The sequence below is a fragment of the Roseateles sp. genome (assembly GCF_039929605.1).
Classification (GTDB): domain Bacteria; phylum Pseudomonadota; class Gammaproteobacteria; order Burkholderiales; family Burkholderiaceae_C; genus Pelomonas.
This window is the reverse complement of record NZ_JBDSQX010000011.1, coordinates 17,769-32,281: the sequence shown is the minus strand read 5'-3', so window position 1 is coordinate 32,281 and position 14,513 is coordinate 17,769. Positions and strand designations below refer to the sequence as shown.

The 14,513-nt window shown below is 66.5% G+C and carries 8 protein-coding genes; 2 read left to right on the top strand and 6 right to left on the bottom strand.

The annotated features are described in order from the left end of the window. The 3 genes from ABIS05_RS01785 to ABIS05_RS01775 all read right to left on the bottom strand — a co-directional run. Nucleotides 1-1,872 (bottom strand): alginate lyase family protein (locus ABIS05_RS01785; protein ID WP_348009436.1); only part of this gene is annotated, 1,872 nt, incomplete at its 3' end. A gap of 471 nt (nucleotides 1,873-2,343) precedes the next feature. Next, the gene (locus ABIS05_RS01780) at nucleotides 2,344-4,518 is read right to left on the bottom strand and encodes a LamG-like jellyroll fold domain-containing protein (protein ID WP_348009435.1); all 2,175 of its coding nucleotides are present in this window, start codon (nucleotides 4,516-4,518) and stop codon (nucleotides 2,344-2,346) included. A gap of 274 nt (nucleotides 4,519-4,792) precedes the next feature. Continuing rightward, nucleotides 4,793-7,132, bottom strand: coding sequence for a LamG-like jellyroll fold domain-containing protein (locus ABIS05_RS01775; RefSeq protein ID WP_348009434.1), 2,340 nt, complete (start codon nucleotides 7,130-7,132; stop codon nucleotides 4,793-4,795). A gap of 340 nt (nucleotides 7,133-7,472) precedes the next feature. Here ABIS05_RS01775 and ABIS05_RS01770 point away from each other — a divergent pair, with 340 nt between their 5' ends. Beyond that, nucleotides 7,473-8,699, top strand: a complete 1,227-nt coding sequence (locus tag ABIS05_RS01770) for a sodium:proton antiporter (RefSeq protein WP_348009433.1) — start codon at nucleotides 7,473-7,475, stop codon at nucleotides 8,697-8,699. A 12-nt stretch (nucleotides 8,700-8,711) separates the two neighbouring features. Here the strand turns inward: ABIS05_RS01770 and ABIS05_RS01765 are convergent, their stop codons facing one another. The 3 genes from ABIS05_RS01765 to ABIS05_RS01755 form a co-directional block, all read right to left on the bottom strand. Beyond that, nucleotides 8,712-9,167 carry a LapA family protein gene (locus tag ABIS05_RS01765; protein WP_348009432.1) on the bottom strand — a complete coding sequence of 152 codons (456 nt, stop codon included), beginning with the start codon at nucleotides 9,165-9,167 and terminating at the stop codon, nucleotides 8,712-8,714. 63 nt (nucleotides 9,168-9,230) lie between these two features. After that, the gene (locus ABIS05_RS01760) at nucleotides 9,231-10,136 is read right to left on the bottom strand and encodes a mechanosensitive ion channel family protein (RefSeq protein WP_348009431.1); all 906 of its coding nucleotides are present in this window, start codon (nucleotides 10,134-10,136) and stop codon (nucleotides 9,231-9,233) included. After that, the gene (locus tag ABIS05_RS01755) at nucleotides 10,118-11,935 is read right to left on the bottom strand and encodes a glycoside hydrolase family 15 protein (protein WP_348009430.1); all 1,818 of its coding nucleotides are present in this window, start codon (nucleotides 11,933-11,935) and stop codon (nucleotides 10,118-10,120) included. Before ABIS05_RS01755 ends, ABIS05_RS01760 begins: the two co-directional genes overlap by 19 nt. Before the next feature lie 152 nt (nucleotides 11,936-12,087). Here ABIS05_RS01755 and ABIS05_RS01750 point away from each other — a divergent pair, with 152 nt between their 5' ends. Continuing rightward, the gene (locus ABIS05_RS01750; RefSeq protein WP_348009429.1) at nucleotides 12,088-14,445 is read left to right on the top strand and encodes a trehalose-6-phosphate synthase; all 2,358 of its coding nucleotides are present in this window, start codon (nucleotides 12,088-12,090) and stop codon (nucleotides 14,443-14,445) included. Nucleotides 14,446-14,513: the final 68 nt, after the last annotated feature.

Below are 14,513 nucleotides of genomic sequence, written 5' to 3'. Positions count from 1 at the left end.
CAGCCCCCCGCGGCCCTTGGGCACGAGGCGCATGTAGGACTTACCGTCGTGCCCGGCGAAGAACAGGGAAGTGTCCGTGCGAAGCGAATTGGCATAGGCCCACACGGACAGGGTGAAGTCGTCCAGGTTGCTGAAGATGCCGGGCGGCAGTTGCAGGCCTGACGACTTGCCGTCGAAGGCGATGGCTTTGTCGTTCAACCGCCCGTCGGCCCAGGCCGCGCCGTCCAGCAACTCGCCCTTGACGACCTCCCACTTGCCGTCGGGAGACTGCAGCCCGCCGAAGATGCCCATGCGGTCGCTGTCATTCAGCGGCATCGAAAAACGCGGCTCGCCAGGCACGGCGAGCCGCACTGCGGCGGAAGCGGCGCTGGCGCTGGCGCGGCCCAGGGCGGTGACCTGGTAGAACCAGACGCCCTTGGGCGGCGCGTCCGTGTGGGTGAGGAGTTCGCTGGCGGGGATGGTCGTCAAATGGGTGAAGGGCCCGTTGGCTCGGGCGGCCCGCTTGACGACATAGGACGTCGCCCCGACGCTGCCCCACCACGACAGCAAGGCGCGGCCGTCACGCAGATAGGCCGTGAGGCCGGCCGGGGCCTTCATCGGCCCGGCATAGGCGGGCCTGCGGTGCGTGAGCGTTGCGTACGCCACGTCGTCGCTGCTGCCGCTGTAGTTGGGCTCGCACCACTCCACCATGCGCGCGACGTTCGGCGCGGCCAGCCCCATGCGGTTGACGTAGTGGTTGTAGATCGGCTCCCAGGCGTTGCGGCGGTGCTGGGCCGACTGATTCACCTGCGTCCACCTGGAGGGATGGGGTTCGGGCGGGATCTGCTCCGCCGCATAGGGCATGGGGTAGACCTTGCCGTTCTCGTCCAGCAGGTTGGAGCGCGCCACGTACTCGGCCGCCGCGAGAAAGCGGTTGTTGTACATCCCGTAGAGGTCGTCGCCCTGGTTCCAGGCCATCTCCAGCAGGTTGCCACCGAGTGACATGCCGAGCGTTGAATGCCCCTGGTCGCGGCCACTCTCCTCCCACTGGCCGAAATGACCCGGGTGCATGTAGTAGACGCTGTGCACGATGGAGCCGTTGCCGAACGTCGTCACCTTGCCCCGGTTGTTGCCCGCGTAGTAGTCGCAGGCCAGCCTGTACAGCTCGGGCCGGTCGCAGAACATGCCGATGGCCATGGCGCCGCACAACGAGGCCAGGTCCCAGTTGGCATGCGAGCCAAGCCAGCGCTTGGTGAGAAACTCCGAGCAGATGGTGCCGAACACCTCCAACAGCATCTTCTGGAAGCGGGCCAGGTTCGCTGGCGCCCAGCCGGGGTAGGTGCGCAGGATCTCGCCGATCTGCGCAAACTGGTGGCCTTGTATGCCGGCCAACAGGATGCCGGTGTGGTCGTCGTGGGCGGTCGATCCCGGCGGTACGGTCCCGACTTCCTTCAGCGTGTTTGCCCAGGCGTCCAGGAACTCCACCGCCTTGTCGGCGTAGCGCGTGTCCTGGGACAGCTTCCAGCGCAGCGTCAGGTTCCAGGCCCGATCAAGGTCGACGTACAGCGAGCTCTTGCTGTTGTCGGCCCGGTAGACGGCCGGCAGCGGGGAAGGCTTGATGTTCAGGGTTGAGAAGCGGTCGGCGCAAAGCTGCTCCCACCACCGCGTCCAGGGCTGCTCGCCGGCGGCGATGTGAGCGCGGATGCGCTTGAAGTCATCCTCCGTGACCAGCAGGCCGGCGTGGCGGAAGACGCCGCTGACCGAGGCGGGTACCGGGCGGGTCTGGGCGAGCGCGGGCGCGCTGCACAGCATCGGCAGGGCGGGCAGCAGGCCCATGCCTGCGAGCAGGGAGCGCCTGCCGAGGGTGGGATGTGGCTCTTGTGTTGCGGTCATCAGATTCCTTGAAGCTGCGTTGAATGCCGCAGGCCCCTGCCCACGGTCAGCTCGCGTTGTAGGAGCTGCGCACTGCGAAGTCATGACCGGCAACCCACTGCGGGGTTCTATTACGGAACGTTTCAGCTCTGGTGCCGATGTCGCGGGATTTCTCGCAGTCCGATATGGGCGAGCGTGCGGGTCTGATGGTGAGCATTGACTCCCGACCCGAGAACTCAGCCTGGGTGTTGGCCCACACAAGCAACATCGCGCGCCTTTGTCCGCGTATCGGTCGTCCTGACTGAAATACCACATCCGAGAGATTCCAGATCGCGACCATGTCGTTGCGCCAAGCCTGGAGAGGCTCGTCGGGCGCGCGGCCCCACGTTCTCGAACGTGGCCATACCTTTCGTAGTTGACCTTGGATATGTAGCTGGCCGCCATTTAAGGCGCGGGGCACGCGCACAGCGTGCCCCGCGCCCCTGCCGACCGCTACATCGCCAGAGCCGCAACCTCCGCGGCGCTCAAGGCTCCCGCCTCGACCCGGAAGCCCTGGATGCGGCCGTCGAACGGCGCATGCCCCCAGCTGCGGCCCAGGAAGGCGACCTGATCGCCCACCTGCCGTGGTGAAAGCAGGATGTAGTCGGACCGTGCCACCTCCGTGCCGTCGACATAGAGCCGTCCGGTGGTGCCCTGCAGCGTGACCGCCAGATGGACCCAGCGTCGGATGGGCATGAACGCCGGCGCGACCAGGCTCTGCTCGTCGTTGAACCCCGCGCCGCTGATGGCAAACTGCAGCCCCACGCGACCCTTGGGCAAGAGGCGCATGTAGGAATAACTGTCATGCCCGGCGTAGAACAGGGCGGTGTCCGTGCGCAGCGAGTTGGCATTGGCCCACAGGGACAGGGTGAAGTCGTCCAGGTTGCTGAAGATCCCCGGCGGCAGTTGCAGGCCCGAAGACTTACCGTCGAAGGCAATGGCCTTGTCGTTCAACCGCCCGTCGGCCCAGGCCGCGGCGCCCAACAACTCGCCCTTGACGATCTCCCACTTGCCGGCGGGAGACTGCAGCCCGCCGAAGGTGCCGGTGTTGTTGCTGCCATTCAGCGGCATCGAAAAACGCGGCTCGCCGGGCACGGCGACCCGCACTGCGGCGGAAGCGACGCTGACGCTGGCGCTGCCCAGGGCGGTGACCTGGTAGAACCAGACGCCCTTGGGCGGCGCGTCTGTGTGGGTGAGAAGTTCGCTAGCGGGGATGGTTGTCAGATGGGTGAAGGGCCCGTTTGCTCGGGCGGCCCGCTTGACGACATAGGACGTCGCCCCGACGCTGCCCCACCACGACAGCACGGCACGGCCATCGCGCAGATGGACCGTGAGGCCGGACGGGGGCTTCATCGGCCCGGCGTAGGCGGGCCTGCGGTGCGTGAGCGTCGCGTACGCCACGTCGTCGCTGCTGCCGCCGTTGTTCGGCTCGCACCACTCCACCATGCGCGCGACGTTCGGCGCGGCCAGCCCCATGCGGTTGACGTAGTGGTTGTAGATCGGCTCCCAGGCGTTGCGTTGGTGCTGGAACGACTGATTCACTTGCGTCCACCGGGAGGGGTGGGGTTCGGGCGGGTTCTGCTCCGCCGCATAGGGCATGGCGTACACATTGCCGCTCTCGTCCTTCAGGTTGGAGCGCGCCACGTACTCGGCCGCCGCGAGGAAGCGGTTGTTGTACATGCCGTAGAGGTCGTCTCCCTGGTTCCAGGCCATCTCCAGGAAGTTGCCACCGAGTGACATGCCCAGCGTCGAATGGCCCTGGTCGCGGCCACTCTCCTCCCACTGGCCGAAATGACCCGGGTGCATGAAGTAGACGCTGTGCACGATGGAGCCGTTGCCGAACGTCGCCAGCTTGCCCCGGTTGTTGCCCGCGTAGTAGTCGCAGGCCTGCCTGTACAGCTCGGGCCGGTCGCAGAACACGCCGATGGCCATGGCGCCACACAACGAGGCAATGTCCCAGTTGGCATGCGAGCCGAGGGAGACCTTGTTGAGAAAACCCGAGCAGATGGTGCCGAACACCTCCAGAAGCATCTGCTGGAAACGGGCCAGGCTCGCTGGCGCCCAGCCGGGGTAGGTGCGCATGATCTCGCCGATCTGCGCAAACTGGTGGCCCTGCATGCCGGCCATCAGGATGAAGGTGTGGTCGTCATGGGCGGTCGATCCCGGCGGTACGGTCCCGACCACCTTCAACGTGTTCGCCCAGGCGTCCAGGAACTGCACCGCCTTGTCGGCGTATCGGGGGTCGTCCGACAGCTTCCAGCGCAGCGCCATGCACCAGGCGCGATAAATGTCGCGGTACAGCGAGTGCTTGCTGTTGTCTTGGCGGTAGACCGCCGGCAGCGCGCCCGGCCAAAGGTCCAGTGAGGTGGCGCGGTCGGTGCACAGCCTGTTCCACCAGCCTGTCCAAGGCTGCTGGCCAGCCGCGATATGACCACGGATGCGCTTGAAGTCGTCATCCGTGATCAGCAGGCCGGCGTGGCGGAAGACACCGCTGGTCGAGGCGGGCACCGGGCGGGTCTCGGCGTGCGCGGGCGCGCTGCGTAGCAGCGGCAGGGCCGGCAACAGGCCCAGGCCTGCGAGCAGGGAGCGCCTGGCGAGAGGGGGAAGTGGCTCGTGTGTTGCGGTCATCAGTTTCCTTGAAGCTGCGTTGAATGCCGCAGGCCCCATGCCCACGGTCAGCTCGCGTTGTAGGAGCTGCGCTCTGCGAAGTCATGACCGGCACCCCACTGCGGGGTTCTATTACGGAACGTTTCAGCTCTGTTGCCGATGTCACTGGAATTTCGCAGTCCGACATGGGCGAACGTGCGGGTCTTGATGGACGCCCTTGTCCAATGTCTCGATGTCATCGTTGTAGATCGACATCAGTCCCAGAGCGACGAGCGCAGTGCGCCCCTGCCGACCGCTACATCGCCAGAGCCGCGACCTCTGCGGCGCTCAAGGCTCCCACCTCGACCCGGAAGCCCTGGATGCGGCCGTCGAACGGCGAATGCCCCACGTCGCGGCCCAGGAAGGCGACCTGATCGCCCACCTGGCGCGGCGACAGCAGGATGTTGTCGGACCGCGCCACCTCCTGGCCGTCGACATAGAGCCGCCCCGTGCTGCCCTGCAGCGTGACCGCCAGATGCACCCAGCGCCGCGTGGGCATGGACCACGGCACGCCCACGTTCTGCTCGTCGTTGAACCCCGCGCCGCTGATCGAGAACTGCAGGCCCACGCGGCTCTTGGGCACGAGGCGCAGGTAGGAATAGCCGTCGTTCCCGGCGAAGAACATGGAGCAGTCCGTGCGCAGCGAATTGGCATAGGCCCACATGGACAGGGTGAAGTCGTCCAGGTTGCTGAAGATCCCCGGCGGCAGTTGCAGGCCCGAGGACTTGCCGTCGAAGGCGATGGCCTTGTCGTTACGCCGCCCCGGGCCCCAGGTGGCGGCGTCCAGTAGCTTGCCTTCGATGGTCGTCCAGTTGCCCGCCGGGCTTTGCAGCGCGCCGACGGCGACCGTGCCGTTGGCGCCGTCCAGCGGCATCGAGAAGCGGGCCTCGCCAGGAACGGCCACCCGCACCGTGTTCGAGTTCGCGCCAGCGCCACCGCCGCCCAGGGCCGTGACCTGGTAGAACCAGTTGCCGTTGGGTGGCGCGTCGGTGTGGGTGAGCAGGTCACTCGCCTTCAGCGTGGTCAGCGGAGTGAACGGGCCGTTCGCCGTCGCGCCACGTTTGACGACGTAGGACTCCGCGCCGACGCTGCCCCACCACGACAGCAGGGCGCGGCCATCGCGCAGATAGGCCGTGAGGCCGGACGGGGGCTTCATCGGCCCGGCATAGGCGGGCCTGCGGTGCGTGAGCGTCGCGTAGGCCACGTCGTCGCTGCTGCCCCCGTAGTTGGGCTCGCACCACGCCACCATGCGCGCGACGTTCGGCGCGGCCAGCCCCATGCGATTGACGTAGTGGTTGTAGATCGGCTCCCAGGCATTGCGTTGGTGCTGGAACGACTGGTTCACTTGCGTCCACCGGGAAGGGTGGGGTTCGGGCGGGTTCTGCTCCGCCGCATAGGGCATGGCGTAGACATTGCCGCTCTCGTCCTTCAGGTTGGAGCGCGCCACGTACTCGGCCGCCGCGAGGAAGCGGTTGTTGTGCATGCCGTAGAGGTCGTCGCCCTGGTTCCAGGCCATCTCCAGCAGGTCGCCACCAAGCGACATGCCCAGCGTTGAATGCCCCTGGTCGCGGCCGCTCTCCTCCCATTGGCCGAAATGACCGGGGTGCATGAAGTAGACGCTATGCAAGATGGAGCCGTTGCCGAACGTGGCCAGCTTGCCCCGGTTGTTCCCCGCGTAGTAGTCGCAGGCCTGCCTGTACAACTCGGGCCGGTCGCAGAACACGCCGATGGCCATGGCGCCGCACAACGAGGCGATGTCCCAGTTGGCGTGCGAGCCGAGGGAGACCTTGTTGAGAAACCCCGAGCAGATGGTGCCGAACACATCCAGCATCATCTGCTGGAAGCGCTTCACGCTCTCCGGCGCCCAGCCGGGATAGGTGCGCAGGATCTCGCCGATCTGCGCAAACTGGTGGCCCTGGATGCCGGCCAGCAGGATATAGGTGTGGTCGTCGTGGGCGGTCGATCCCGGCGGTACGGTCCCGACCTCCTTCAGCGTATTCGCCCAGGCGTCCAGGAACTCCACCGCCTTGTCGGCGTAGCGAGTGTCCTGAGACAGCTTCCAGCGCAGCGTCAGGAACCAGGCGCGATCAAGGTCGACGTACAGCGCGTTCTTGCTGTTGTCTTGCCGGTAGACGGCCGGCAGCGGGTAGGGCCTGGTTTCCAGTGTGGAGAAGCGATCGGCGCACAGCTGGTTCCACCACTTCGTCCACGGCTGGTCGCCGGCGGCGATGTGGGCGCGGATGCGTGCAAAGTCGGGTTCCGTGACGAGCAGACCGGGATGCTGGAAGACGCCAGTGACGGAGGCGGGCTGAACTTGGGCGGGTTCGGGTGCCGCAGGTGCTGCAGGGGCAGGCGTTGCGGGCGCCGCAGCCGCAGCCGGCGGGGGCGCGCTGGGCGCGGCGGTTTGGGAGGCACCCGGCGCACCCACCTGCGCGCCCCGCTCGGCGTCAGTCGCAGACGCCTGCTGCCCTGCCCCGCCGCCACAGGCCGGCAACAGGGGCAGCAACGGGAACAGGCTCAGTCCCAGGGACAAGGCACGCCGTGCGGGGCTGGCCGGTTCGTCGGCAGCCAGGATGGGGTCGGGTGTCGTCGACATGTCGGTCGGTGGCATCGTTGCGATGCGGCACCATAAGTGCCACCCGTTATGCAGCCGCAATGCGGTCCGACCAATTTGGCCAGCCCGTGCAGGATTGCACAGACCGAACGAACCGTTACCGCGGCAGTCGCATGGCGGCTCGCAGGACATCACGGACACCCGCCGCGACGAAGGCCACCTTGTGAAGAACCCTGCTGGCAGGGTTGCAGAACTCGCGCGACCGCGAGCAGCGACTTCATGATTGAGCGGCGCATCCTCGCTACATCACTCAAGCGTTGCGCGGCCCGCGGTGCGCAAGCACCTGAATAGACTCCGCCACATTCCGTCGCTCAAGTCCGCCATGCTCGAAATAGCCGCTACCTGCCTCGCCGTCACTGCACTGCTCGCCTACCTGAATCACCGCTTCGTGCGCCTGCCGACGACAATCGGCGTGATGGTCATCGCGCTGGTCCTGTCGCTCGCGATCGTGGCCCTCGATGTAGCCGGCGTATCGCATGCGCTGCGCGACTACGAGGAATCGCTGCTGCGGTCCATCGACTTCTCAGACGTGTTGATGCAGGGCATGTTGTCCCTCCTGCTGTTCGCGGGTGCGCTGCATGTGGACCTGAGCGAGTTGAAGGCGCTGCGCTGGCCGGTGGCCGCGCTGGCACTGATCGGCACCTTGCTCTCGACCCTGATCGTGGGCTACGGGCTGTTTTTCACCCTGCCCTGGGTCGGCCTGGAATTGCCGCTGATGTACTGCCTGTTGTTCGGCGCACTGATCTCGCCCACTGACCCGATCGCCGTGATGGGCATATTGAAGTCGGCTGGCGCGCCAAAGAACCTGGAGCTCGTGATCGCCGGTGAATCGCTGTTCAACGACGGCGTCGGCGTGGTCATCTTCGCGCTGCTGCTGGGCATGCTCTTGAGCGGCGTCGCGCCCACCACAGGCTCGGCACTGACGCTGCTGGCACGCGAGGCGGGTGGTGGCATCGTCTTCGGGCTCGTGCTTGGCTACGTGACCTACCGGCTGTTGAAGAGCGTGGACGACTACAAGGTCGAGGTGCTGCTGACCCTGGCTGCGGTCACGGGCGGTTACGCACTGGCCAGCCACCTGCACATCTCCGGCCCGCTGGCGATGGTGGTGACCGGCCTGATCATCGGCAACCAGGGCCGCGCGCTGGCCATGAGCGACACCACGCGCCGCTATGTCGACATGTTCTGGGAACTGCTGGACGAAATCCTCAATGCCGTGCTGTTCGTGCTGATCGGCATGGAGGTGCTGTTGATCAACTTCTCGTCGGCGGTGCTGGTGGCCGGCGCAGTGGTCATCGTGGTCACCCTGCTGGCGCGCCTGCTCAGCGTCGGCCTGCCGGTAGCTGCTTTCGGCGCCCGCTTCGGCATGCCCTCGGGTGCCTGGCGCGTGTTGACCTGGGGCGGTTTGCGCGGCGGCATCTCGGTGGCGCTGGCACTGTCGCTGCCGGTCGGCCCGCACCGCGACATGGTGCTCGCGCTCACCTACTGCGTGGTGGTCTTCTCGATCCTGGTGCAGGGCTTGAGCATCGGGCGGGTGGTGCGCGCCGGCTGAAGCCTTGGGCGGTCATCGCACCAAGTCGCCGCCAGGGCGCCAGCTGCGGTCATCGATCTCGCCGAGCATGGCTGCAATGGAATTGGCGCTCTCGTGGACTTCCGTGCGCAACGCTTCATGGCTGCGCAGAGTGCTTTGTGCCAGGTTCTCGAACTCGAGCCGCAGCGCGTCGCGCAGTTCGGTGAAACGCGACGCCTCGGCCTGATCCGCCAGCGCGCGTTGGGTCCGCAATTCTTTGGTGTGCCGCCGTGTCTCTAGCAGTACGGTGCCTTGCCACATCGCCATGTTGACCACGAAGCCCAAGGTGAGCACACCCATGACGCCCAGCAGCATCAGGCCGAGCGGCGCCTCAAAGCCGAAGAAGCCCGTGGTCAACGCCGTGGGCGCGTTGAACGCCGGCCAGTTCAGGACGGCAAATGCGACGATCAGAACCACGAAGAGCAGGCCGAGCAAAGTGCGTGTTCGCATGTCAATCCTTGTGACGTCAGCGCCGGCTCGCCGGGGTGCGAGGGCAGACCGTTCTACTCGCTTCTAGGACTGGTGGGCTTCGGTGCCCACGGCCGGGCGCCGCGCCGGCCGGTGCAGCGTCATTTGCGGGAACGGGATTTCGATGCCGGCCTGGTCGAAGGCGTTCTTCAGTCGGCGCAGATATTCACGGCGCACGGTCCATTGCTCCAGCGGTGCCACCTTGAAGCGCGCGCGGAGCATGACTGCTGAATCGGCCCAGCGTTCGACACCGGCCATCTCGAGATCGCCCAGGATGCGCGCCGCGTGCGCCTGGTCTTGCCGCAACTCGGCCGCAACCTCTTGCATCACGGCCATGGCCGTGTCGACATCGACGCTGTAGGCCACGCCGATATCCACCACCGACTGGGCAAAACCACGGCCCATGTTCACCACGCTGGTGATGCTGCCGTTGGGCACGAAGTGCACATGGCCGTCGTAGTCGCGCAGTTGCACGTAGCGCAACGTCACCTCCTCGACGAGGCCGGCGTGCTCGCCCAGCTTCACCACGTCGCCCTGGCGGATCTGGTCTTCCACGAGCAGGAAGAAGCCGGTGAAGTAGTCCTTCACCAAACTCTGGGCGCCGAAGCCCACCGCCAAGCCAGCCACGCCAGCCGCGCCCAGGATGGGCGCCACGCTGACGCCGAGTTCGCTCAGCACCAGCATGCCGGCCACCAGCGAGATGATCACGGCCGCCATGTACCTGAAGACGCGGCCCAGCGTCTCCGCGCGCTGCACGGACTCCCGGTTGCCCAGGCGGCTGGCGATGCGCACGCGCAAGCCGCGAATGCCACGCTGGGCCGCCATGATGGCCAGCCAGGCGCCCACCAAGATGACGATGATGCGCAGCCCGGAGGCCAAAGCGCCGCCCAAGCCCTGCAGATGGCCTGCGTCCAACATCTCCTGCAGCCCGCTCATACGGCGCTGTCCCACGGTGCGGACAGCCTCACCGCGCCGTTGATGATGCCGACCATCGAATAGGTCTGCGGGAAGTTGCCCCAGAGCTCGCCAGTCTTCGGGTCCATGTCTTCGCTGAGCAGGCCGACATGGTTGCGGCGGGCCAGCAGGGCCTCGAAAGCCTCTCTGGCTTCGTCCTTTCGGCCAATGCGCGCCAACGCATCGACACGCCAGAACGAGCACACGTTGAAGGCCACCTCGGGTCGGCCGAAGTCGTCCTCGGCCTCGTAGCGGCGCATGAAGGGGCCGTCGCACAGCGAGGCTTCCATTGCCTTCACGGTGCTGATGAAGCGCGGGTCGTCGCGAGGCAGGAAGCCGACCTCGCCCATCAGCAGCACGCTGGCATCGAGGTCACGTCCACCCAGGCTTTCGGCAAAGGCTTGCCGGTCTTCGTTCCAGGCCTGCGTAGTGATGGCCGTGTGGATGACGGCAGCGCGCTGCCGCCACAGCGAGGCGCGCTCGGCCAGGCCCAGCACCGCCGCGATGCGCGCCAGCCGATCACAGGCGGCCCAGCACATCAATGTCGACGAGGTGTGCACCCGGGCACGCGTGCGCAGCTCCCAGATGCCGGCGTCGGGCTTGTCATGCAGCGCCCAGGCCTGCTCACCCATCACCTCCAGCGCGCTGAAGTCGGCGGCGTCACCACGACGGAACAGCCGGTGGTCGTGGAAGGCCTGTGCCGCGCCCAGCACCACACTGCCATAGACATCGTGCTGGAAGTGCTCCTGCGCCTGATTGCCCACCCGGACCGGCCCCATGCCGCGATAGCCGGCGGCGCGTGTGATCACCGACTCGGGCAGGGAGCGCTCCAATCCAATGCCGTACAGCGGCTGCACATGGCCGCCTTCGGCCCCACGTACGACGTTGTAGAGCCAGTTGAGGTAGCCCTCCATCGTGCCCATCTCGGACAGACTGTTCAGCGCCCGAACGACAAAGAACGCATCCCGCAACCAGCAGAAACGGTAGTCCCAGTTGCGGCCGCTGTTGGGTGCTTCAGGGATGCTGGTGGTCATCGCAGCGACGATGGCGCCGGTCTCCTCGAACTGGCAGAGCTTCAGGGTGATGGCTGCGCGGATCACTGCGTCCTGCCACTCCAGCGGCACCGCCAGACGCCGTGACCAGTGGCGCCAGTACAGGGCAGTCTGCTCCTCGAATTCACGCGCCGTTTCGTCGATGCCGCCGCCCAGCGTCTCGTCCGGGCCCAGCAGCAAGCTCACAGGCCCGGCGAGTGCGAACCATGTGCCGTCCACCAGGTAGGTCAGCGGCACGCTGGTGTTCAGGCGCAGCGTGAGGTCGGGCATCACGAAACGCAGATGGTGGCTGCCGCGCGTGACTGTGGGGTACACCGCACCCCAGTCTCCATGGGGCCGCACGGTGAAACGCACGCGAGGATGCCCGGCCAGCGGGCGAACCCTGCGCACCAGCTGGGCCGGGCGGAACACCCGGTCGCGGTTGACGAAGCGCGGCGCAAAATCGACCAGCTCGATGCCTTGCCCGCGGTCGTCCCACAACTGCGTTCTGACGATGGCGGTGCCCGGGTCGTAGGACTGCTCCACGCGCGTCATGCCTTCCAGCTCGACGGTCATTGCACCGTCCAGCGGCAGGCCTTCAGCACTGTTCAGCAGGGCATCGAAGACCGGGGGGCTGTCGAAACGAGGCATGCAGCACCAGACGATGCTGCCCCCGCGTTCCACCAGTGCGCTGATCGTGCAGTTGCCGATCAGGGCCAATTCCAGCCCTGCGGCCGGCCTTGCTTGGGAATACAACTCTTGCATGTGAGACCTTTGCTGAAACCTCGCCCGCCAACGTCGTAGACGCTCGCAAGCTTTCGAGGGGAATGTATATTTGTACAAATATACAAGGAGATCGCAATGACCCTGCCTACCCTCCTGCCCGTGTGGCGAGTGCGGCGAACCGGGGGCCGACGATGGCCTTGAGGACCTTCCGCCTCCAGTTGCGTTTTCTGGTGCCGCTCGTCGCGGTGCTGGTCGTCGCTTCTTATCTGGCCGTGCCACTGATGGACCAAGTGACCCTGCGCTGGTTCAGTCGCGACCTGAACAGCCGCGGTGAGCTGGTCGCCAACGCCTTGTCGGACTCTGTTGCAGACGCCCTGATCGCTGACAAGCCGGCCAGGCTGCAGCCCCTGTTCGAACGCACCGTGCAGGACGAGCGCCTCGTTGCCGTCGGGCTTTGCAGCACCGACGGCCGGCTGCTGCAGCGAACCCATCGCTTTCCTTCGACCGTGTCCTGTGTCGATGCAGCCGAGCTGGCGCGCCAGGTCGAACCCAGGCTGTCACTGCCCGGCGGCGCCGTGCATATCGGCGTGCACGACGTGATGGGGCAACCGCTCCCACTGCCCGTCGCGCCGCTAGCGCGGACGAGCGACGGCGTCCAGGGCCCAGACACACCCGAGCTGGAGACTGCGGCATCCGCGCCGCAAGTGCCACCCGAGCCGGTGCTGATGGGCCGGCTGGTCTTGCTGCACGACATGAGCTTCATCGAACGCCGCAGCCAGGACACGCGCCGCTACCTCATCGGCTTGATCGCCGGCCTCGGCTTGGTCATCGCCATCATCACCGTGGTGGTGGCACAGCTGAGCTGGCGCGGCTGGGTCAACGGCGCGCGCGCACTGATGCGCGGCGAGGGCCTGCTCAGCCCCTTGCTTTCCGGCCCATCCACAGCGCCCGAACTGGCGCCGTTTGCGGCCGACCTGCGCGCCAGGCTGCGCGACATGGAAGACGAGTTCCGCCGTTCGCAAGGGCCTGCGACGGCGTGGACGGCCGAACGCCTGCGCACACTGCTGCACACCCAACTGAGCGGCGACCAGGTGATCGTGGTGTCCAACCGCGAGCCCTACATCCACGAGCGCGGCAGCGAAGGCATCGTCGTCAAGCGGCCTGCGAGCGGGCTCGTCACCGCCGTCGAGCCCGTGATGCGCGCCTGCTCGGGCACCTGGGTTGCGCATGGCAGCGGCAGCGCGGACCGCGACGTCGTCGATGCCGGCGACCGCGTGCAGGTGCCGCCCGGGCAACACAGCTACTGGCTGCGCCGCATCTGGCTCACCGCCGAAGAAGAACAGGGCTACTACTACGGCTTCGCCAACGAAGGCATGTGGCCCCTTTGCCACGTCGCCCACGTGCGACCGGTCTTCCGCGAGCAGGACTGGGAAGCCTACAAGGCCGTCAACCAGCGTTTTGCCGACGCCGTGGTGGCCGAAGCCCGCAGCGAAGACCCGGTGGTGCTGGTTCAGGACTATCACTTTGCATTGCTGCCCGCGATGGTGCGCGAGAAGCTGCCGCAGGCGACCATCCTGACCTTCTGGCACATCCCTTGGCCGAACCCGGAGTCGTTCGGCATCTGCCCGTGGCGCCGCGAGATCCTGGAAGGCATGCTCGGCAGCACCATCCTCGGTTTCCACACGCGCTTTCACTGCAAGAACTTCATCGAAACCGTCGACCGCTACCTGGAAGCGCGCATCGAGCACGAGCATTCGACGGTCGCATTCCGGGAGAAGGAAACCCTGGTCGAGAGCTACCCGATTTCCATCGAATGGCCGAGCGACGATCAGGCGGCGGGCTGGGCCAGCGTTCAGACGTGCCGCGAACGCGTCATACAGCGCCTGGAGCTGCCGGAAGACGTCTGCCTGGCGGTGGGCGTGGACCGTTTCGACTACACAAAGGGCATCCTGGAGCGGCTGAACGCCGTCGAGCGACTGCTGGAAAAACGCCCCGAGTGGAGGGGCCGCTTCGTCTTTGTGCAGGTGGCGGCACCCACGCGCACGGCGCTGGACGAATACAGCAGCTTCCAGGAACGCATTCAGCGCGCCACCGCTCGCATCAACAATCGCTTCGGCCAACCGGGCTACCAGCCCGTGCATCTGCTGGCCGTGCACCATGAGCACGACGAGGTGACCGAGTTGTTCCGCGCAGCCGACATCTGTGTGGTGACCAGCCTGCACGACGGCATGAACCTGGTGTGCAAGGAGTTCGTCGCGGCGCGTGATGACCTGCAGGGCGTGTTGATCCTGAGCCGCTTTGCCGGCGCCGCGCGCGAACTGGCCGAGGCCTTGATCGTGAATCCGTACCACGTGGAAGAAACCGCCGACGCGCTCCACCGTGCCGCCACCATGCCGGTGGCAGAACAGCGCGAACGCATGGCCAGCCTGCGCAGCACGGTGCGCGAATTCAATGTCTTCCGCTGGGCGGGCCGCATGCTGACCGACGCCGGACGCTGGCGATTGCGGGCACGCATCGAGGCGCGTGTGAAGCGGCACCAGATCGGATGACCAAGACGATGCAACACCTGTTCACACCTGAAGGAGAGTCGGCGCTCGCAGCAGTCCTGCGGCTGCGG

Coding starts and splice junctions, on each gene's coding strand:
- ABIS05_RS01780 (WP_348009435.1), bottom strand. CDS start 4,518: ATGACCGCAACACACGAGCCACTTCCCCCTCTCGCCAGGCGCTCCCTG.
- ABIS05_RS01775 (WP_348009434.1), bottom strand. CDS start 7,132: ATGTCGACGACACCCGACCCCATCCTGGCTGCCGACGAACCGGCCAGC.
- ABIS05_RS01770 (WP_348009433.1), top strand. CDS start 7,473: ATGCTCGAAATAGCCGCTACCTGCCTCGCCGTCACTGCACTGCTCGCC.
- ABIS05_RS01765 (WP_348009432.1), bottom strand. CDS start 9,167: ATGCGAACACGCACTTTGCTCGGCCTGCTCTTCGTGGTTCTGATCGTC.
- ABIS05_RS01755 (WP_348009430.1), bottom strand. CDS start 11,935: ATGCAAGAGTTGTATTCCCAAGCAAGGCCGGCCGCAGGGCTGGAATTG.
- ABIS05_RS01750 (WP_348009429.1), top strand. CDS start 12,088: ATGGCCTTGAGGACCTTCCGCCTCCAGTTGCGTTTTCTGGTGCCGCTC.